The sequence below is a fragment of the Kitasatospora sp. NPDC048296 genome (assembly GCF_043201815.1).
Taxonomy (GTDB): Bacteria; Actinomycetota; Actinomycetes; order Streptomycetales; family Streptomycetaceae; genus Kitasatospora.
This window is the reverse complement of the sequence record NZ_JBICZB010000034.1, coordinates 1-17,973: the sequence shown is the minus strand read 5'-3', so window position 1 is coordinate 17,973 and position 17,973 is coordinate 1. Positions and strand designations below refer to the sequence as shown.

The window sequence follows — 17,973 nt, the reverse complement described above, 5'->3', positions numbered from 1 at the left end:
ATCCCGTCACCACTCCGCGGACCGGCCCGAGGGCGCGCCGGCCCGCGGAGTGGCGTACCGCCGTACCGTCCCCGCCACCCTCACCCCCGATCAGGAGCACCGCCGATGACCGCGCCCACCCCGCACCCCAGCACCGAGGGCCGCACCCCGTACCCGGTCGGCCTGCTGCTGGCCGGCCGCCGCGTCGTCGTGGTCGGCGGCGGCCAGGTCGCGCAGCGGCGGCTGCCGGCCCTGATCGCCTCCGGCGCCGAGCTGCACCTGATATCCCCGGCCACCACCCCCGCCGTCCAGGCCATGGCCGACGCCGGTGAGCTGACCTGGCACGCCCGCCCGTACCAGGACGGCGACCTGGCCGGGGCCTGGTACGCCCTGGTCGCCACCGACGACCCGGCGGTCAACGCGGCGGTCAGCGCCGAGGCCGAGCGGGAGCGGGTGTTCTGCTCCCGCAGCGACGACGCCGCCGCCGCCACCGCCTGGACCCCGGCCAGCGGCCGCGACGCGGGCGCCACCGTCGCCGTCCTCACCGGCGACCCGCGGCACTCGGCCGCCCTGCGCGACGCCATCGTCGGCGGCCTGCGGGACGGCTCGCTGGCCTCCCGCCAGTACCGCTCGCACGGCGCGGGCGTCGCCCTGGTCGGCGGCGGCCCGGGTGACCCGGACCTGATCACCGTGCGCGGCCGCCGACTGCTCGCCGACGCCGACGTGGTGGTCGCCGACCGCCTCGCCCCGCGCGAGCTGCTCGCCGAGCTGCCCGAGGACGTCGAGGTGATCGACGCCTCGAAGATCCCGTACGGCCGCCAGATGGCCCAGGAGGCGATCAACCGGGCGCTGATCGAGCACGCCGAGGCCGGGAAGTTCGTGGTCCGGCTCAAGGGCGGTGACCCGTACGTCTTCGGCCGCGGCGGCGAGGAGCTGCTGGCCTGTGCCGAGGCGGGCATCCCGGTCACCGTGGTGCCCGGGATCTCCAGCTCGATCAGTGTCCCGGAGACGGCCGGCATCCCGGTCACCCACCGCGGGCTGACCCAGGAGTTCACCGTGATCTCCGGCCACGTCGGCCCGGACGACCCGCGCTCGGTCACCAACTGGGAGGCCGTCGCGGGGATGAGCGGCACCCTGGTGCTGCTGATGGCGGTGGACAAGATCGGCGCGATCGCCGCCAAGCTGGTCGAGCACGGCCGCCCGGCCGACACCCCGGTCGCGATCGTCCAGGAGGGCACCACCGCCGCCCAGCGCCGGGTGGACGCCACCCTGGGCACCGTCGCCGCGGTGGTCGAGGCCGAGGGGGTCAAGCCCCCGGCGGTGATCGTCGTCGGCGACGTGGTGAACGTCCTCGCCGCCGCCTTCCAGCGCTAGGGCCCTTCGAACTCCCGCCTGCGGGCGGTTCGTGGAGTAGGAAGTCGGCCGGTCCGACTTCCTACTCCAGTGGCTGCTCCGTCCAGATGACCTTCCCGGTCGCGGTGTAGCGCGTCCCCCACCGGGCCGCGAACTGCGCGACCAGGAACAGTCCGCGCCCGCCCTCGTCCTCGGTCGCCGCGTACCGCAGGTGCGGCGAGGTGCTGCTGCCGTCCGACACCTCGCAGATCAGCGCCCGGTCGTGCAGCAGCCGCACCCTGATCGGCCCGGAGCCGTACCGGATCGCGTTGGTCACCAGCTCGCTGAGGATCAGCTCGGTGACGAACGCGGCCTCGTCCAGCCCCCAGTCCGACAGCCGCGCCGCCACCTGCGCCCGGACCGTCCGCACCGCCGCCGGGTCGGCGGGCACGTCCCACTGCGCCACCTGGTCCGGCCTCAGCACCCTGGTCCGCGCCACCAGCAGCGCGATGTCGTCCTGCGGGTGCGCCGGCAGCATCGCCCCGAACACGTCCGCGCAGGTCTGCTCCGGCGTGCGCGGGGGCCCGCTGAGCGCCGTCCGCAGCAGCGCCAGCCCCTCGTCGATGTCCCGCTCGCGGTCCTCCACCAGACCGTCGGTGTACAGCACCAGTCGGCTGCCCTCGGCGAGGTCCAGCTCGACGGTCTCGAACGGCAGCACCGCCAGCCCCAGCGGCGGCCCGGTCGGCAGCTCCGGGAACACCACGCCGCCCTGCGGGTCCACCACGGCCGGCGGCGGGTGCCCGGCGCTGGCCAGCGCGCAGCGCCGGGACACCGGGTCGTAGATCGCGTACAGGCAGGTCGCCCCGGCCAGCCCCGGACTCCCGCTGAACGCCGCCTCGTCCTGGTCGATCCGGGTCACCAGCTCGTCCAGGTGCCCGAGCAGCTCCTCCGGCGGCAGGTCCAGGGTCGAGAAGTTGTGGATCGCGGTGCGCAGCCGCCCCATCGTCGCCGCCGCGTGCAGTCCGTGGCCCACCACGTCGCCGACCACCAGCGCCACCCGCATGCCCGGCAGCGGGATCACGTCGAACCAGTCCCCGCCCACCCCGGCCTGGGCCGGCAGGTAGCGGTGCGCCACCTCCAGCGCGTTCTGCACCGGCAGGCTGCGGGGCAGCAGGCTGTGCTGCAGGGTCACCGCCATCGCGTGCTCACGGGTGTAGCGCCGGGCGTTGTCGATGCACACCGCCGCGTGCGACACCAGCTCCTCGGCCAGCGCCAGGTCCTCCGGCTCGAACGGCTCCGGCTGCTCCGAACGCCAGAACCGGGCCACCCCCAGCAGCACCCCGCGCGCCCGCAGCGGCACCCGTACCAGCGAGTGCACCCCGTACGCCAACGCCTGCTCCGAGCGCTCCGGGTCCTGCTCCCGCCAGCCGCGCTCCTCGGCCAGCTGCGGCTCCAGACTGGGCTCCCCGCTGTGCAGCGCCCCGGCCAGCGGGGTGGCGGGTACCACCTCCAGCAGGGTGCCCACCGGGTAGAACGGCGCGTCACTCCTGATCCCGGCGACGGCGGCGCGCCGCATCCGGCCCAGCGAGGCGCCCGGCGGCGGCTCCTCGCCGGCCGGCACCTGCTCGGCGAGGTCCACCGTGACGAAGTCCGCGAACCGCGGCACCGCGACCTGCGCCAGCTCCTCCGCGGTCCGGGTCACGTCCAGCGAACTGCCGACCGTCATCCCGGCGTCGTACAGCAGCCGCAGCCGCCGCTGCGCGCCCTCGGCCCGGCCGGTCAGTGCCAGCAGCTCGGTGGAGTCGCGCAGCGTGGCGACGCAGCCGGCCAGGCCGCCCGCCTGGTCGGTCAGTCGGACGTTCACCGCGAGCAGCCGCTCCCCGGCCAGCACCACCTCGTCGGTCACCGGGCGGTTGGCGGTCAGCAGCTCCAGCGGGGCGGGCTCCAGGCCCAGCCCGGTCACCGGGCGGCCCTCGGCGTTCGGCGGCAGGTCCAGCAGCCGGCGCGCCTCGTCGTTGCAGAGCAGCAGCTGCCCGTCCCCGCCGACGATCATCACGCCCTCGCGCACCGCGTGCAGCACCGCCGCGTGGTGCTCGTACATCCGGGTCATCTCGGCGGGGCCCAACCCGTGCGTCTGCCGCCGCAGCCTCCGGCTGATCAGCGCCGTACCCAAGGTGGCCAGCCCGATCGCGCCGGCCGCCGCGCCCAGCACCACCGGCAGCTGGCGCTCGCTCGCGGTGGAGACGCTGCTCAACGTGACGCCCGCCGAGACCAGCCCGACCACCGAGCCGCCCGGCGCGTACACCGGGACCACCGCCTGGACCAGCGGGCCGAACGTGCCGGTCAGATGCTCGGTCACCACCTGGCCGTGCAAGGCGGGCTCGTAGGTGCCGACGAACTTCTGGCCGATCCGGGCCGGGTCGGGGTGGGTGTAGCGGATGCCCTGGTCGTTCATCACCACGATGAAGTCCACGCCCGAGGAGATCCGCGCGGACTGCGCCTTCGGCTGCAGGATCGCGGTCGGGTCGGGGGAGCGCAGCGCGTCCACGATGCCCGGCGAGTTGGCGAAGGCCTGCGCGACCGCCACCGACCGGTCGCGGGCCTCGCGGTCGGCGTCGGTCTGGGACTGCACCACCAGCGCCACCACCGCCCCCGCCACCAGCAGCAGCACGATCAGGATCTGCAGTGCGAACACCTGCCCGGCCACTGACCGGTGTCGTACCGGTTTCGGCCGCTTCGCGCGGGGCAGCTGTTGCCGACCGTGTGGGCGCCCACCGAAGGAGCCGGCGTCGCCAGTGGCACCAGAGGCCGACGGAGCCCAGGATCGGCCCGGATTTCGGGCCATACGGTCATATTTGCACTCCGGGTAGTCCGGGACCACCTCGTCCCTTCGGCCGTTTGGCCTTCCCTGCCCCGGCTTGGCAAGATCGCAGGGTGTCCGAACCCAGCACCATCACCGACCCCGCCGACCCCCGCCTCGCCGACTACACCGGCCTCACCGACGTCGAACTGCGCCGCCGCCGCGAACCCGCCGAGGGCCTGTTCATCGCCGAGGGGGAGAAGGTCATCCGCCGCGCCCTCGCGGCCGGCTACCGGATGCGGTCGATGCTGCTCACCGCCAAGTGGCTGGACGTGATGGCCGACGTCATCGCCGAGGCCGACGCCCCCGTCCACGTGGTCGAGCCCGCGCTCGCCGAAGCCGTCACCGGCTATCACGTCCACCGCGGCGCACTCGCCTCGATGGAGCGCAAGCCCCTTCCGGACGCCGCCGACCTGCTCGCCGGGGCCCGCCGGGTCGCCGTGCTGGAAGGCCTGGTCGACCACACCAACCTCGGCGCCATCTTCCGTAGTGCCGCCGCCCTCGGCATGGACGCCGTCCTCCTGTCACCCGACTGCGCCGACCCGCTCTACCGTCGCGCCGTCAAGGTCTCCATGGGCGCCGTCTTCGCCGTCCCCTACGCCCGCCTCGACCCCTGGCCGGCCGCTCTCGCCACCGTCCGCGAGGCCGGCTTCACCCTCCTCGCCCTCACCCCCGCCGACAGCGCCGTCGACCTCGCCGCCCTCGCCCCCCACGCCCTCCCCAAAACCGCCCTCATGCTCGGCGCCGAAGGCGACGGCCTCACCCCCGACGCCATCGCCGCCGCCCACCACCCCGTCCGCATCCCCATGGCCCACGGCATCGACTCCCTCAACGTAGGCGCCGCCGCAGCCGTGGCCTTCTACGCCGTCACCACGCCCTGATCCCCGCCCCCGCCGCACAGGAAGTCGGCCCACCCGACTTCTCGGGCGCGCCTCCTGGCCGGCCGACTTCCCAGCGGAGCCGGTCCTTCCCCCGCACCCGAGTCGGCCTCGTCACAGGAATTCGAACCACCCGACTTCCTGGGCATGCCTCACCGCGCCGATGCAGGGCCGTCCGGCCCGGCCGCGCGTGATTCGTCGTGGCGCACCTGCTCCTGGCCCTGCGCACAGGACGTCGGTTCGGCTGACCCTCCGTGCCCCGGAGCCGCGCAGGAAACGGGCCGCGCCACCCCGTGGAGCGACTCCTGGTCAGCCGGCGCGAGAATTCGGCGGGACCGACTTTTCGCGCCCCGCCCGTTGCCTCAGCCCGTCGGGGCAGTCGGCGGGGCCGGAGCGGCGGCCGGAGCAGCGGCCGGGGGCGGGGTGGTGAGGCCGGTGCCGCCGGAGGCGCCGGCGCCGGGCCAGGATTCGTCGAGGGTGCCGTCGGCGCGGACGGTGTAGCGGGTGGAGGTGGTCGCGCCGGTGGCGGCCACACGTTCCTCGCGGACGACGGCGCTGCCGTCCAGGCGCCAGGTGGCCGTGGCCTGCGGGTCGGCCGTCGAGGTGCGGGAGGTGGCGGCGACCGGGTTGTCCCCGGCGAAGGTGTAGAGCTGGACGAGGTCGACCGGCGCCGACCCCTCTGCCCGCCGCAGCACGACGACCGCGGCTGGCTGGCCCTTGTACCGGGCCGGCAGCACCGTGCTCAGCGCGACCTGCGGCCCCGCCCCGGCCGAGTGCCCGTCCTTCAGCGCGACGGAGGCCCTGCCCGCCCCGTCGGGGTAGCTGCGGTTCGGCCAGTCCACCACCGGCCCGGGCCCCTGCGCGGGCGCCAGCGCGCCGTCCCCCGCACCACCCCGCGCCGCCGGAGGCGGTGTTGTCGGGAGCGGCGTCGCCGGGAGCGGTGTCGCCGTGGTCTGCAGAGCGATGTCCATCGAGGTCCCGGGTACCGCCTGCTCGCCCCCGTGGCCTCCGGTGTTCGCCGTCGCCGTCTGCCCGACCGGCGGCCGCATCCCCTGGTTGCCACGGTTCTCGCAGCCCTGCGCCGCCGCGATGGCCAGCGCGACACCGATCGTCACGGTGACGAAGACCACCAGCCGCTGCCGCAGCAGCCGCTGCCGCGCCATGCCGGGCCGCCCGCCGGGAGCCGGGGTGTGCTGCCGGTCCCGGGGTCGGGGCCGGGCCGGCGGCGGGGTCTGCGGTCGGGCCCGCAGCGGGCGGGTCACCGGCGTCGCCTCGGGCCGCTGGGAAGGTGCGGCCGGGCGTCGCGTCGGGGTTCCGGCCGCCTGCCCGCCGGAACGACCGGCGGCCGCGCCTCTGGCCCGCGCAGGAGCGGCGGGCTCGGACGAGCGCCCGGGCGCCGGGACACCCTGCCGGACACCCGCCTGTGCAGGATCCTGCGCAGCAGCAGCAGCAGCGGGCGGAGCGGTCGGGGCCCCTCGCCGGGCCCCGCGCCCGCCGCCACCGGCGGCAGCCGCCGCCGCACCGCGCGCCGCCAGTTCGCTGAGCCGATCGTGCAGCGCGGCCGCGCCGGGCCGTTCGGCGGGCTCCTTGGCCAGGCAGGCCCGGATCAGCGGGGCGAGCTGCGGGGGGACGGCGGACAGGTCGGGCTCCTCGTGGACGACCCGGTACAGCATCACCTCGGAGGAGGCGCCCGACCCGAACGGCGTGTCCCCGGTGAGCGCGTACGCGAGCGTCGCTCCGAAGGCGAAGACGTCGGTGGCCGGGGTGACGGCCGCGCCGCGCACCTGTTCGGGCGCGAGGAAGCCGGGGGAGCCGACCGCGGTGCCGACGTGGGTGAGGGTGCTGGCGCCGCGCGACCAGGCGATGCCGAAGTCGATGATCCGCGGGCCGCGCGGGGAGAGCAGGATGTTGGACGGCTTGAGGTCGCGGTGGACGACCCCGGCCTCGTGCACCTTGACCAGGCCGTCGGCGAGCGCCGCCCCGATCCGGGCGGCCTCGGGCCAGCTCAGTGGCCCTTCGTCGCCGACCTGCTTGTAGAGCGAGGGCCCGGGCACGTACGCCGTGGCGAGCCAGGGCCGGTCGGCCTCGATGTCGGAACCGACGACCCGGGCGGTGCAGCCGCCCCGGATCCGGGAGGCGGCGGCGATCTCGCGTGCGAAGCGGGTGCGGAACTCCTGGTCCTCGGCGAGCTCGGCGCGGATCAGTTTGAGGGCGACGCGCTGCCCCCGGCGGTCGGAGCCGAGGTAGACCACGCCCATGCCGCCGGCCCCCAGTCGCCGGTGCAGGCGGTACGGCCCGACGATGCGGGGGTCCTCACGCCTCAGCCGCATCATCGCCATGTCTCGTTCCCCGTCAGCCTGTGGGTGAGGCCCCGTCGGTTGGGGCATCGTCAGTTCCTGTCTGGCACAGCTTACGGACTGCCCGCTGCGGTGTGCTGATACGCAACACCTCAAGCCACCGTGCGATTGTCGGATCGTGCGCTGAGCTGCAGGCCACAGGGGTGCCTGATCGCTTCTCGGGGTTGCCCCTCAGGGTTCCCCCGGGGGCGGCGAAAGACCTGTCTCCCCCTCCGGTAGTACGCCTTGAGTCTGAGCGTCATCCTCCGGGATGCCCGAGGAACAGTACGACGGCATGACGCCCGAAAGGCCCCCTGACCAATAGCGTTGTGCTCAGCGGTGGACGGGGAGCTCGTCCCCCGAGGTTAGCCGTCCACCGCGCCAAGTCGACCGGATCAGGAGCAGGGCCCATGGCATCGCAGCAGACGGGAACCCCCCGCCGCCGTCGGTCGGCCTTCATCCAGCCCCAGTCCGCCGAGCAGCCCACCCGGCACCCCGCCGTGGCGCTGGCCATGGCCCTGCCGTGCGCCGTGGTCCTGGTACTGCTGTTCGGCGGGTGGGACCAAGTGGCCAACCAGGCCGAAGCCGTGGCCAACCTGATCGGCCGCTGAGGAAGGAACACCAGAACGGGCACTGGTCCCCTGGGGACGGGGAGCAGTGCCGCCGGGGCGGCCGCGGCCGCGATGACACGCGGACGGGCGAGGAGCGGTCCGCAGAGCACCCCGGCAGGCGGAGATGCCGCGTACGGGCGCCGGTGAGGGCGACCGTACGCGGCTCTTCTCTTTTCCAGCCGCTCTCCGGCAGCACTCCGGCCACCAGCACCGGAACGACAAAACGGCCGGGGCCGTGATCCCTACGGACCACGGCCCCGGCCGTTACTGTGCGCGATACTGGGATTGAACCAGTGACCCCTACCGTGTCAAGGTAGTGCTCTCCCGCTGAGCTAATCGCGCCTGATGAGGCAGTCTTGCAGCAGACCCCGGAGGATCCGACGTGCGCGATACTGGGATTGAACCAGTGACCCCTACCGTGTCAAGGTAGTGCTCTCCCGCTGAGCTAATCGCGCGGGGAGGTCTCCCGGCAGAACCGGGTGATCCTCTTGGAGGTGGAGACGGGATTTGAACCCGTGTACACGGCTTTGCAGGCCGTTGCCTCGCCTCTCGGCCACTCCACCAGGCAACACATGAAGAACGATCTTACACTGTTCTCCATCGAGCGGACGACGAGATTCGAACTCGCGACCCTCACCTTGGCAAGGTGATGCTCTACCAACTGAGCCACGTCCGCCTGTCTCCCGGGATCTTCACCGCTTTTCTTCGGCTGCGCTCCCCGGCGACGTGTTGAACTCTAGCGGATTCCTGGGCCAGCTAAAAATCCGTTCCCGCAGCGTGCCGAGGGGATGCCTTCCGCGTGCCGTCCCGTCAGCCCTCCCGAGGGGTCACCGGCCGCCACCTGCGGCGCTTCCGGACGATCATCCGCAGGCCATCCGACGCACACCCGCGTGACGCATACAGCTGCTCGTACGCGGGGGCGCGAGCCTGACCAGGCCCGCGCCCCCGACCTACACTTCAGGCACCGCCGCCCCCAGCACCACCGCGCAGGAGAACCGTGTCCGGCCACCCCGACCCCCGCACCCCGCTCGCCCGCTTCGGCGGCCGCCTGGCCACCGGACTGCGCGACGTCACCTCGGACCCGGCCGCGCTCGACTCCTCCGGGTACTGGGCCGTCGCCTACGACTTTGAGGGCCGACTCACCTGCGCCCGCTTCGACGAGGTCCGCCCCGCCCCCGCCCCGCCCTCCGGCGCCGGCTGGCGCGGCCCGGACGCCGGCGGCTGGCACAGCTCCCTGGACCGCGCCGCCTACACCGCGGGCGTACGCCGCATCCGCGAGCACATCGCCGCCGGCGAGGTCTACCAGGCCAACCTCTGCCGGGTGATGTCCGCACCGCTGCCCGACCCCGGTCTCAGCGACATCGACGCCCTCACCGGCCTGCTCGCCCACGGCAACCCCGCCCCCTACGCCGGCACCATCCGGCTGCCCGAGCACGGCGTCGAGATCGCCACCGCCTCCCCGGAGCTCTACCTGCGCCGCACCGGCCGCACCGTCTCCTCCGGCCCGATCAAGGGCACCGGCCGCACCGAGGCGGACCTCCTCGACAAGGACCACGCCGAGAACGTGATGATCGTCGACCTGGTCCGCAACGACCTCGGCCGCGTCTGCGGGACCGGCACGGTCACCGTCCCCGACCTGTGCGCCGTCGAGAAGCACCCCGGCCTGGTCCACCTGGTCTCCACCGTCGAGGGCACCCTGCGCGAGGGCGCCGGCTGGTCCGAGCTCCTCGCCGCCACCTTCCCGCCCGGCTCGGTCACCGGCGCCCCCAAGTCCAGCGCCCTACGGATCATCGAGGCCCTGGAGACGGCCCCGCGCGGCCCCTACTGCGGCGCCGTCGGCTGGGTCGACGCCGACCGCGGCGAGGGCGAACTCGCCGTCGGCATCCGCACCTTCTGGCTCGACCGGCAGGACCCGCAGGCACCCGTGCTGCGCTTCGGCACCGGCGCCGGCATCACCTGGGGCTCCGACCCCGAGCGCGAGTGGGACGAAACCGAACTGAAGGCCGCCCGGCTGGTCGCGATAGCGTCGGGCAGCGCAATCGACCCGACCGGGGCGTAGTCCCCACCCGCCGCCTAGGAGCAGTTCTCGATGCACGACCGCACCACGAGCTGGGTCAACGGGACGCTCGTCGACTCCGCCGACGCCGCCCTGTCCGTCCTCGACCACGGACTCACCACCGGCGACGGCGTGTTCGAAACCATGAAGGCCGTCGACGGCCAGGCCTTCGCGGTCACCCGCCACCTCGACCGGCTCACCCGCTCCGCCCACGGCCTCGGCCTGCCCGACCCCGACCACGACGTGGTCCGCGAGGCCTGCGCCCGGGTCCTCGAAGCCAACCCCGCCCGGCTCGGTCGCCTGCGGGTCACCTACACCGGCGGCAACTCCCCGCTCGGCTCCGAGCGCGGCACCGCCGGCCCCACCCTCGTGGTCGCCCTCGGCGCCATCAACCGCCGCCCCGACGAGACCGCCGTCGCCGTCGTCCCCTGGCGCCGTAACGAGCACAGCGCCGTCGCCGGCCTCAAGACCACCTCGTACGCCGAGAACGTGGTCGCACTGGCCGCCGCCCACCGCGCCGGCGCCTCCGAGGCCCTGTTCGCCAACACCGCCGGCCGGCTCTGCGAGGGCACCGGCTCCAACGTCTTCGTGGTCCTCGGCGGCCGCCTGCTCACCCCCACCCTCGCCTCCGGCTGCCTGGCCGGTATCACTCGGCAGCTGGTCATCGACTGGTGCGGCGCCGAGGAGGCGGACCTCCCGCTCAGCGCTCTCCAGGACGCCGAGGAGATCTTCCTGACCTCCACCACCCGCGACGTCCAGGCCGTCACCCGCGTCGACGACCGCGAACTGCCCGGCACCGGCCCGGTCACCGCCAAGGCGATGGCCGTCTTCGCCGAGCGCAGCGGTGACGACCTCGACCCGTAATCCCCGCACGGGCAGCGGCGACGCGCAGCGCGGATAACCTTCCGGGCGAGGGGAAGGGACCACCACATGACCACCACGCTGCGCCCCGAGGGCCCGGAGACACCCACCATCGCCGGCGGCCGCACCAGACGCTGGCGGATCCTGGCGAATGGCCGCCCGGTCGGTGCACTGCGCACCACCTCGGTCCGGTACGGCAACGAACTCTGGGGCGAGATAGCGGAGTTGGAGGTCTTCGAGGGCCGCGGCCGGGGCCGCGGCACCTTCGGCGCGCTGGCCGCGGAGGAAGTGCTGCGCAGCTGGGGCTGCACCCGGGTGGACGTCAACGTCCCCGAGTGGGCCCCGATCGCCCGTGGGCTCGCCGTCACCCTCGGCTACACCGAGCGGATGCGGAAGCTGGGCAAGAGCCTGGCCACCGCCCCCGCCCTGCCCACCGGCGTCACCGTGCGCCCGATCGGCGCCGCGGAGTTCCCAGCCTGGCTCGACGGGGCGGCGGAGGGCTACGTCTCCTCGCTCATGGATTCCGGGCTCACTGAGGAGCAGGCCCGAGCCAAGTCGCGGCTGGACCACCGGAACGTGCTCCCGCAGGGCGCCGACAGCCCCGGCACGGCCCTGCGCCGCCTGTACGGCGCCGACGGCGCGCCGGAGCCGCTCGGCTCGCTCTGGGTGGAGCTGAACCTGCGGGAGCTGCCGGACGGCACACCGCTCGCCTGGGTGATGGTCGTGGAGGTGTCCCCGGCCCACCGGGGCCGGGGACACGGTCGCACCCTGATGCTGCTCGCCGAACGCGAGTGCCTGGCCGCCGGGGTGCGAGAGCTCGGCCTCAACGTCTTCTCCGGCAACGAGGTCGCCGTCCGGCTCTACGACTCGCTCGGCTACCGGGTCGTCAACCGGTGCTACGGCAAGCCGCTGTGAGGAGTTGAGGGGATGTCAGGACGCCTTCGCCGCTTCGATGACGGCGATGATCTCCTCCCGCAGCCCCTCCTGGCTCTGCCCGCCGTCCAGCCGCTTGCCGCCGATCACGTACGTCGGCGTGCCCTTGACCCCGATCGCCTTGCCCTCGGCCTGGTCGGAGTCCACGGTCAGCATGTGCCGGCCGTCGATGAGCGCGGTGTCGACCTCCTCGACGTCCACCCCGACCTCCCGGGCCACCTCCAGCAGCACCTGCTGCCCGCGCGCGTCCAGCTCCTCGACCCGGGCCAGCAGCGACTCCACGAACGGCCACCCCAGCCCCTGGGCGAACGCCTCCTCGGCCGCCTCCGCGGCGGCGTAGGCGTGCTTGTGCTTCTCCAGCGGGAAGTGCCGCACCTCCACGGGCAGCGCCTCGCCGTACTGCGCGCGCAGCGCCCGTACGTCGTCCAGCGCGCTGTGGCAGTCCGGGCACTGGAGGTCGCACCAGAACTCGAGGCGGGGAAGGGAACCATCGATCATTCCCCCAGTGTTCCACTAGTGGGTGCCCGCCCCCGCCGGCGGTGCGCCCGAGGCCGGACCGACAGGGAGGCACCGATGACCAGGACGACCGCAAGCGAACAGGCGCGCCCGTGCTGACCGCGGCGATCAGCTTCCTCCTTACGGCCGGCGCAGTGGCGGTCGCGGGCCTACGGGCGTGGCGGCGGCGCTTCCGCTCGGCGACCCGCTGGTTCGCGGTGGCCCTGCTGCCCGCCGGGCTCTACCTGACCGGCCTGTTCCCGCTGGCCGCCACGATCGGCCGGGAGTTCGCCGACTGGGCGGCCAAGCTGGTCTTCGACCCCGGGGTGTGGACCGGCGTCGTGCTGCTCGGCGTCTCCGCCGTCCTGCTGGTCACCACCCGCTGGGTGGGCCGCCGTGGCGCCGTGGAGGGTGCGCCGGAGCGTCCGGCGGCGGCCGGCCCGGCCTCCGAGCGTCCGGCGGTGGCCCCCGCGTCCAAGGCGCCGAAGAAGCCGGCGGCGGGCAAGCGGGACGACGGCCTCGGCGACTTCGCCGACATCGAGGAGATCCTCCGCAAGCGCGGAATCTGAGCAGGTCCGGCGCGTCAGGCGGAGGCGACGGTCTCCGCCGAGCGCTGCCGCGCCCGGTAGGCGGCGACGTGCAGCCGGTTGCCGCAGGTGCGGCTGTCGCAGTAGCGCCGCGAGCGGTTCCGGGAGAGGTCCACGAAGACCCGGGCGCAGTCCGGCGCCTCGCACCGGCGCAGCCGCTCCCGCTCGCCCGCCATGAGGATGAACGTCAGCGCCATGCCCAGCTCGGCCGCGAGGTGGTCGCCGAGCGCGGCATGCGGGGCGAAGTAGTGGATGTGCCAGTCGTGGTGGTCGTGGTTGACCAGCCGGGGCGTCGTCCCGGCGGCCGTGACGATCGCGTTGACCAGATCGGCGGCCTCGGCGGTGGACTCTGTCCCGAACACCTCGCGCAGCCGGGTCCGCAGATCGTGCACCCGCCGCAGGTCGTCCTCGGTCAGCGAGTCGATCTCGCTGATCTCCTGGCGGACCACGAAGGCGTCCAGCGCGGCGACGTCCGGCAGCCGCTCGTCGCCGCACACCTCGGGAGCGGTGTTGAGCAGATCCACGAGGATGCTCAGCGCGCACTCGGTGTCATGGGTGATCAGCACGTTGGGGCTCCTCGCGCAGGGGACTCCGGTACCCCGCGTCCACGGTTACCCCAGACCATACCGGCCCTTGCGGCAGAAGGGCGGTGCGTTTGTTCGAAGGCCTGTACGGATTCCGTCAGAGTGTCCCAAAGCGGGCGCCGTCCGGGCTTGGCCCCGGTGTCCGGCCCCCGCTGTACGCGCCCGGACGGCCCCGGGGAAGACGACGGCACCCGACAGCGAGGCCGGCCACCCGTACGAGTGGCCGGCTCCGCTGCCGGGTGCCTGCGGTGCTGTGGCCCCGCTCCACTGGGAGCGGGGCTTTCACCGGCCCCGAGACCGCGTCGTGCGCGGCTGAGTCCGCGGCCGTGCCCCCGAGTAGGACGGCTGCGATGACGGCAGGGGGTGTCACCCCACGGACAGTGGGGCTGGACCGCCTCCGGTCGGGGTCAGCTTTCGGCGAGGATGTGGGACAGCTCCCGGTCGAGGTCGAAGTGACGGTGTTCGGTGCCGGGGGGTACCGCGGCGTCCGTCCGCTTGAGGAACGACTCAAGCGCCCGGGCCGGGGCCTCCAGCAGGGCTTCTCCTTCCGGAGAGCTCAGTGCGATGCAGACCACCCCTTGCCCGTGGCTGCGCGACGGCCACACCCGGACGTCGCCGGTACCGGTGGGTCGGTGCAGCCCCTCCGCGAGGAGATCTCGGGCGAACACCCACTCCACGGTCTCGTCGGCGCCCGTGTGGAACGTGGCGTGCACGGCGTAGGGGTCGGCGGTGTCGTAGCGCAGGCCCGCGGGGACGGGCAGTGAGGACTCGCTGGACACGATGAGGCGCAGGTGCAGCTCGCAGCTGACCGTGGTGTTCATAAGCGCCATGGCCTTTCGCTCAGTGTGCGCTCGGGGAATCGCACGTCGGCGAACGGACCATCCCACCCCCAAGACCGATGTAAACCCCTCTGTCCCGATTCGGGCGCGAGTCGTACCCCTTACGGCGCATTGCGGAATCGTCACGCAGTACCCGCCCGGGGCATTACCGGCGGTTCTTCTCGGCCGGTTTCCGGGTCGGCATGTACTCGGCCTGTACGAAGCGCCGAGGCGGGCCGGGAACAGGGGAGCGGGTGATGCGGTCGGGCCCGACGAGTCGGGCGCGCGGTCGGGGGGTCCGGAGGAGGGGCGGCGGGCCGGGGCCAGGGCGGGCCCGGCACCCGGTCGGGCGTACGGCGGCCGGGCGCCCTGGGGCGGGGGCTCCGCCCGGAGGGTGGTCGGAGCACCCTCCGGGATGCGGTAATGTTTTCTCTGCACCCGGGCGATTAGCTCAGCGGGAGAGCACTTCGTTCACACCGAAGGGGTCACTGGTTCGATCCCAGTATCGCCCACCGGAATGCATTGTGATATGTGAGGCCCGGCCGATTATCGGCCGGGCCTCACATATATTTCCGGAATCCACCTGAAGCGCCGTGGGTAATCCGGCTGAGGCTCAGTCATCTTCCGTGCGGAGCGCGAGTTCTGCGGATGTGCCAGCCCTGCCCGGAAGGGGCGAGTTGTACGACCACCCCCGAATGGTGCTATGGTTCTTCTCGTTGCCCGGGCGATTAGCTCAGCGGGAGAGCACTTCGTTCACACCGAAGGGGTCACTGGTTCGATCCCAGTATCGCCCACCGGACAGCACGCAGGCCCTGACCAGGAAACCGGTCAGGGCCTGCGGCGCGTTCGGGACCGCCACCCGCTATGCCGCCGCCTCACAGCGGTGTTCGGGCTCCAACCGACGGCCGCAGCCGCACCGGGCCGGCCGCAGCGGCCAGGACAGGTCCACCCGCTCCGGCGTCCCCGAGCGGTCGAACCAGCTCTGCAGCCCGCGCGCCTGAGCCGCGTGCCAGACCGCCTGCCGCAGGTGCAGCTCCGCCGCCGTCAGCCCGCCCAGCGCCGCCGGGTAGCGGGCGCCTATGCGCCGGGTCAGCGAGAGCGCCGCCGTCGCGTCCGCCGCCGCGTCGTGCGCCCCGGCGAGATCGACGCCGTAGTGCGCGCACAGGTCGGTCAGCGTCCGGCGGCCCTTGCGGTAGCGGTCCACGTGCTTGTCGAGCACCCGCGGATCCAGCACCACCAGCCCGGCGCCGTCCAGTCCGCCGATCAGCGTCAGCCCGTGGTGCCGGCGCAACTCCCGGTCCAGCAGCGTCAGATCGTAGGGCGCGTTCATCACCACCACCGGATGCCCGGCCCGCGCCTGCGCCGCCAGCGCGCGGGTGACCTCCGCCACCACCGTGCGGGCCGGCCGGCCGTACGCCCGGACCCGCTCGTCGGTGATGCCGTGCACCGCGCGGGCGCCGTCCGGGATCGGCACTCCCGGGTCGGCGAGCCAGGTGGTGGTCTGCGCCGGTGCGCCCGGGGAGAGCTGGACGACCAGCGCGGCCGAGACGATCCGGTCGTGTTCGACGTCCACGCCGGTGGTCTCGGTGTCGAAGGAGGCGAGTGGGCCGGTGTACCAGTGCTGCTGCATGACTGCCCCTCAGGCGTGCGTTCCGCGCCCTGGTGATACCCGGTTCTGACGCCCGCTCAACCCGTTTGGCCCAGACCCGACCGGGGATCCTGCCCAGGACTGGCCCGTTCTATTGACCGGTCCGTCCGAATCCGGACGGACCCGGAGCCGGGGGAGGCCACGGGGCGATGGCACTGACACAGCCGCAGCCCGACGGGGCGGCGGCCGCACTGCGGGGGAACCTCGCGGTCACCGCCTGCATGGAGACGCTGCAGGTCGGCTATCTGCACGCGGTCGCCGCCGCGGCCGGCTGCTCGCTGTCCCAACCGTTCCCGGACAACGGCATCGACTGGCAGGTCAGCCACGGCTCCCGGGCGCACGAGGTGGACGACGAGGTCACCATCAAGATCCAGCTCAAGGCCACCCAGCAGATCGCGCCCGACCCGGCCGGGCCGTTCTTCAGCTTCACCCTGGACAACGACCACCTGCGCAAGCTCGCCCGCGCCCGGGTCGCCGTCCCGCGCATCCTGGTCGTGATGCTGCTGCCACGCCGGGTCGACCACTGGCTCCGGGCCCGCCCGGACGCCCTGGAGCTGCGGCACTGCTGCTACTGGGTCAACCTGGCCGGCCACCCGGTCACCGGACAGCGGCGCACCAACGTCCGGGTGCCCACTGACAAGGTCTTCGACGACCGCGCGCTCTGCGACATCATGGCCCGGGTCGGCGCGGGCGACAGCCCGTGACCGCCCGGCCCCGGCAGCGAGGAACTGGACCCATGACCCTGCCGCACGGACCGGACGACCCGTCCCAGGCCCTGCCCGACCCGGCCACCGTCGACCCGGCGGTGCTGACCACCCTGCTCGCCCGGCACGGCTGGGTCCGGCGCGGCGGCCCCGCCGCCCGGTACGGACGCTGGACCCCGCCGGACGACGAACCCGGCACCAGCCTGCTCGTCCCCGCCGGGGACGGCTTCGACGACGCCGTCGACCTCCTCGCCGACGCCGTCACCGCCCTCTCCCGCTCCCGCACCCCCTCCGCCCGCTCGATCCTGCTCGCCCTCGCCGTCCCCGGCGACGAACTGCGCTGGCGCCGCGAACGGCCCGGTCCGGCCGACGCCACCCCCTGGGACGACGCCGAGCGGCTCCAGCGGGCAGCGCGCACGATGCTCGCCGCCGGGGCCAAGGCCGGCCGGACCACGGCGGCCTACTTCGGCGCCCGGCTGGACGGCCTCGCCGGGGACTTCCTGGACCGCGTCCTGGTCGTCGAACAGGGCGTCGTCGACCAGGGCGCCGCCCTCACCGCCTACACCCCCGCCCCCGAGGGCCGGGCCGCCGTCGCCACTCTGGTCCGGGCCCTGGAGGCGCTGCGCGAGGCCGTCGACTACCGCCGGGTCAGCGGCGGGCCCGAGGCCTTCGAGAACGCCGTCCGGTCCGGGGTCAGCCGCGAACTCGTCCAGTCCGTCGAGGACCTGGTGCGCGGCGCGACCGCGGCCCGGCTCACCGTCGCCTGGTCGCCGGCCGCGGGGATCCCGGGCGGCTTCGGGGACCGCCGGATCGACCTCGACTTCTCACCCGGCGACCTGCCCGCCCTGGCCGAGGCCGCCGAGCTGCTGGAGCGCATCGAGCCCGCCGTCGACGTCACCGTGGTCGGCGTGGTCGTCCGGCTCAAGCGTGCCGACCCGTCCGGGCCCGGCTCGGTCCGACTGCGGGTGTTGGGCGGCGCCGAGGTCCGCGAACTCAAGCTGCGCCTGCCCGAGCCCGACTACCGGCTCGCCGTCGAGGCCCACCTCTCCGGCGTCCCGGTCCGGGTCTCCGGCCGCCTGGAGCGCCGCGACGGCTTCCGCCGGCTGACCCGGCCGCACGGCCTGGAGCTGTGCGGTTGGGACGAGGGCGACCGCGAGCAACTGCTGAAGGGGCTCCAGGACGGAGGGGAGGGGGCGTAGACCGTATGAAGTGCGCTGCTTGCGGTGGCGGGTCCGCCCGGTGTGGGAGATTCCCGGCTCGTGGTCCGCGTCAAGGCAGGGCCGCTTCGCGG

14 protein-coding genes, 6 tRNA genes and 1 pseudogene are annotated in these 17,973 nt (G+C 73.9%); 11 read left to right on the top strand and 10 right to left on the bottom strand.

Features of this window, described 5'->3' with window-relative positions; genetic code table 11:
- The first annotated feature begins 105 nt into the window (after positions 1-105).
- Positions 106-1,353 carry a uroporphyrinogen-III C-methyltransferase gene (cobA, locus tag ACGF12_RS20930; RefSeq protein WP_393031924.1) on the top strand — a complete coding sequence of 416 codons (1,248 nt, stop codon included), beginning with the start codon at positions 106-108 and terminating at the stop codon, positions 1,351-1,353.
- Positions 1,354-1,414: 61 nt separating this feature from the next.
- Here cobA and ACGF12_RS20925 read toward each other — a convergent pair whose 3' ends face one another.
- Positions 1,415-4,156 carry a SpoIIE family protein phosphatase gene (locus ACGF12_RS20925; protein WP_393031921.1) on the bottom strand — a complete coding sequence of 914 codons (2,742 nt, stop codon included), beginning with the start codon at positions 4,154-4,156 and terminating at the stop codon, positions 1,415-1,417.
- An 89-nt stretch (positions 4,157-4,245) separates the two neighbouring features.
- Between ACGF12_RS20925 and ACGF12_RS20920 the strand changes: the two genes are divergently transcribed.
- Entirely contained in the window at positions 4,246-5,052 is an 807-nt protein-coding gene (locus tag ACGF12_RS20920; protein WP_393031918.1) for a TrmH family RNA methyltransferase, read from the top strand.
- Between the two features lie 1,513 nt (positions 5,053-6,565).
- Here the strand turns inward: ACGF12_RS20920 and ACGF12_RS20915 are convergent.
- Positions 6,566-7,388: pseudogene (locus ACGF12_RS20915) on the bottom strand (serine/threonine-protein kinase); the annotation flags it as partial.
- Between the two features lie 407 nt (positions 7,389-7,795).
- Between ACGF12_RS20915 and ACGF12_RS20910 the strand changes: the two are divergent.
- Positions 7,796-7,996 carry a hypothetical protein gene (locus tag ACGF12_RS20910; RefSeq protein ID WP_393031915.1) on the top strand — a complete coding sequence of 67 codons (201 nt, stop codon included), beginning with the start codon at positions 7,796-7,798 and terminating at the stop codon, positions 7,994-7,996.
- A 270-nt stretch (positions 7,997-8,266) separates the two neighbouring features.
- On the opposite strand, the gene ACGF12_RS20905 is transcribed toward ACGF12_RS20910, so the two are convergent.
- From ACGF12_RS20905 to ACGF12_RS20890, 4 genes are all read right to left on the bottom strand, one after another.
- Positions 8,267-8,338 (bottom strand) — tRNA-Val (locus ACGF12_RS20905).
- 41 nt (positions 8,339-8,379) lie between these two features.
- Positions 8,380-8,451, bottom strand: a tRNA-Val gene (locus ACGF12_RS20900).
- A 34-nt stretch (positions 8,452-8,485) separates the two neighbouring features.
- Positions 8,486-8,559 (bottom strand) — tRNA-Cys (locus ACGF12_RS20895).
- Positions 8,560-8,599: 40 nt separating this feature from the next.
- Positions 8,600-8,672, bottom strand: a tRNA-Gly gene (locus ACGF12_RS20890).
- Between the two features lie 321 nt (positions 8,673-8,993).
- On the opposite strand from ACGF12_RS20890, the gene ACGF12_RS20885 reads away from it, so the two are divergent.
- The 3 genes from ACGF12_RS20885 (at position 8,994) to ACGF12_RS20875 (ending at position 11,828) form a co-directional block, all read left to right on the top strand.
- Complete coding sequence (locus ACGF12_RS20885; protein ID WP_393031912.1) at positions 8,994-10,055, top strand: chorismate-binding protein; 1,062 nt, start codon at positions 8,994-8,996, stop codon at positions 10,053-10,055.
- Positions 10,056-10,085: 30 nt separating this feature from the next.
- Positions 10,086-10,916 (top strand): aminotransferase class IV, encoded by an 831-nt coding sequence (locus tag ACGF12_RS20880; protein ID WP_393031909.1) that lies wholly within the window; start codon positions 10,086-10,088, stop codon positions 10,914-10,916.
- 66 nt (positions 10,917-10,982) lie between these two features.
- Entirely contained in the window at positions 10,983-11,828 is an 846-nt protein-coding gene (locus ACGF12_RS20875; RefSeq protein WP_393031906.1) for a GNAT family N-acetyltransferase, read from the top strand.
- 15 nt (positions 11,829-11,843) lie between these two features.
- On the opposite strand, the gene ACGF12_RS20870 is transcribed toward ACGF12_RS20875, so the two are convergent.
- Positions 11,844-12,344, bottom strand: coding sequence for a DsbA family protein (locus ACGF12_RS20870; RefSeq protein WP_393031903.1), 501 nt, complete (start codon positions 12,342-12,344; stop codon positions 11,844-11,846).
- A gap of 110 nt (positions 12,345-12,454) precedes the next feature.
- Here ACGF12_RS20870 and ACGF12_RS20865 point away from each other — a divergent pair, with 110 nt between their 5' ends.
- Positions 12,455-12,910, top strand: coding sequence for a hypothetical protein (locus ACGF12_RS20865; RefSeq protein WP_393031900.1), 456 nt, complete (start codon positions 12,455-12,457; stop codon positions 12,908-12,910).
- A 14-nt stretch (positions 12,911-12,924) separates the two neighbouring features.
- Here ACGF12_RS20865 and ACGF12_RS20860 read toward each other — a convergent pair whose 3' ends face one another.
- Both ACGF12_RS20860 and ACGF12_RS20855 read right to left on the bottom strand, forming a co-directional pair.
- Complete coding sequence (locus tag ACGF12_RS20860) at positions 12,925-13,494, bottom strand: CGNR zinc finger domain-containing protein (RefSeq protein ID WP_393031897.1); 570 nt, start codon at positions 13,492-13,494, stop codon at positions 12,925-12,927.
- A 425-nt stretch (positions 13,495-13,919) separates the two neighbouring features.
- Entirely contained in the window at positions 13,920-14,333 is a 414-nt protein-coding gene (locus ACGF12_RS20855) for an SsgA family sporulation/cell division regulator (protein WP_030056266.1), read from the bottom strand.
- A 437-nt stretch (positions 14,334-14,770) separates the two neighbouring features.
- Here ACGF12_RS20855 and ACGF12_RS20850 point away from each other — a divergent pair.
- Positions 14,771-14,842: transfer RNA gene (locus tag ACGF12_RS20850), tRNA-Val, on the top strand.
- Between the two features lie 210 nt (positions 14,843-15,052).
- Positions 15,053-15,124, top strand: a tRNA-Val gene (locus ACGF12_RS20845).
- Positions 15,125-15,192: 68 nt separating this feature from the next.
- Here the strand turns inward: ACGF12_RS20845 and ACGF12_RS20840 are convergent.
- Positions 15,193-15,960: an exonuclease domain-containing protein gene (locus tag ACGF12_RS20840; protein WP_393031895.1), complete on the bottom strand. Its 768-nt coding sequence runs from the start codon at positions 15,958-15,960 to the stop codon at positions 15,193-15,195.
- Between the two features lie 167 nt (positions 15,961-16,127).
- On the opposite strand from ACGF12_RS20840, the gene ACGF12_RS20835 reads away from it, so the two are divergent.
- Entirely contained in the window at positions 16,128-16,682 is a 555-nt protein-coding gene (locus ACGF12_RS20835; RefSeq protein ID WP_387625015.1) for a DUF4365 domain-containing protein, read from the top strand.
- A gap of 32 nt (positions 16,683-16,714) precedes the next feature.
- The gene (locus ACGF12_RS20830) at positions 16,715-17,881 is read left to right on the top strand and encodes a hypothetical protein (protein WP_393031891.1); all 1,167 of its coding nucleotides are present in this window, start codon (positions 16,715-16,717) and stop codon (positions 17,879-17,881) included.
- The last annotated feature ends 92 nt before the right edge of the window (positions 17,882-17,973 follow it).

Excerpts from the sequence above, each read along its gene's own strand:
- cobA (WP_393031924.1), top strand. The coding sequence starts at position 106 with ATGACCGCGCCCACCCCGCACCCCAGCACCGAGGGCCGCACCCCGTAC.
- ACGF12_RS20925 (WP_393031921.1), bottom strand. The coding sequence starts at position 4,156 with ATGGCCCGAAATCCGGGCCGATCCTGGGCTCCGTCGGCCTCTGGTGCC.
- ACGF12_RS20910 (WP_393031915.1), top strand. The coding sequence starts at position 7,796 with ATGGCATCGCAGCAGACGGGAACCCCCCGCCGCCGTCGGTCGGCCTTC.
- ACGF12_RS20880 (WP_393031909.1), top strand. The coding sequence starts at position 10,086 with ATGCACGACCGCACCACGAGCTGGGTCAACGGGACGCTCGTCGACTCC.
- ACGF12_RS20875 (WP_393031906.1), top strand. The coding sequence starts at position 10,983 with ATGACCACCACGCTGCGCCCCGAGGGCCCGGAGACACCCACCATCGCC.
- ACGF12_RS20870 (WP_393031903.1), bottom strand. The coding sequence starts at position 12,344 with ATGATCGATGGTTCCCTTCCCCGCCTCGAGTTCTGGTGCGACCTCCAG.
- ACGF12_RS20855 (WP_030056266.1), bottom strand. The coding sequence starts at position 14,333 with ATGAACACCACGGTCAGCTGCGAGCTGCACCTGCGCCTCATCGTGTCC.
- ACGF12_RS20840 (WP_393031895.1), bottom strand. The coding sequence starts at position 15,960 with ATGCAGCAGCACTGGTACACCGGCCCACTCGCCTCCTTCGACACCGAG.
- ACGF12_RS20835 (WP_387625015.1), top strand. The coding sequence starts at position 16,128 with ATGGCACTGACACAGCCGCAGCCCGACGGGGCGGCGGCCGCACTGCGG.
- ACGF12_RS20830 (WP_393031891.1), top strand. The coding sequence starts at position 16,715 with ATGACCCTGCCGCACGGACCGGACGACCCGTCCCAGGCCCTGCCCGAC.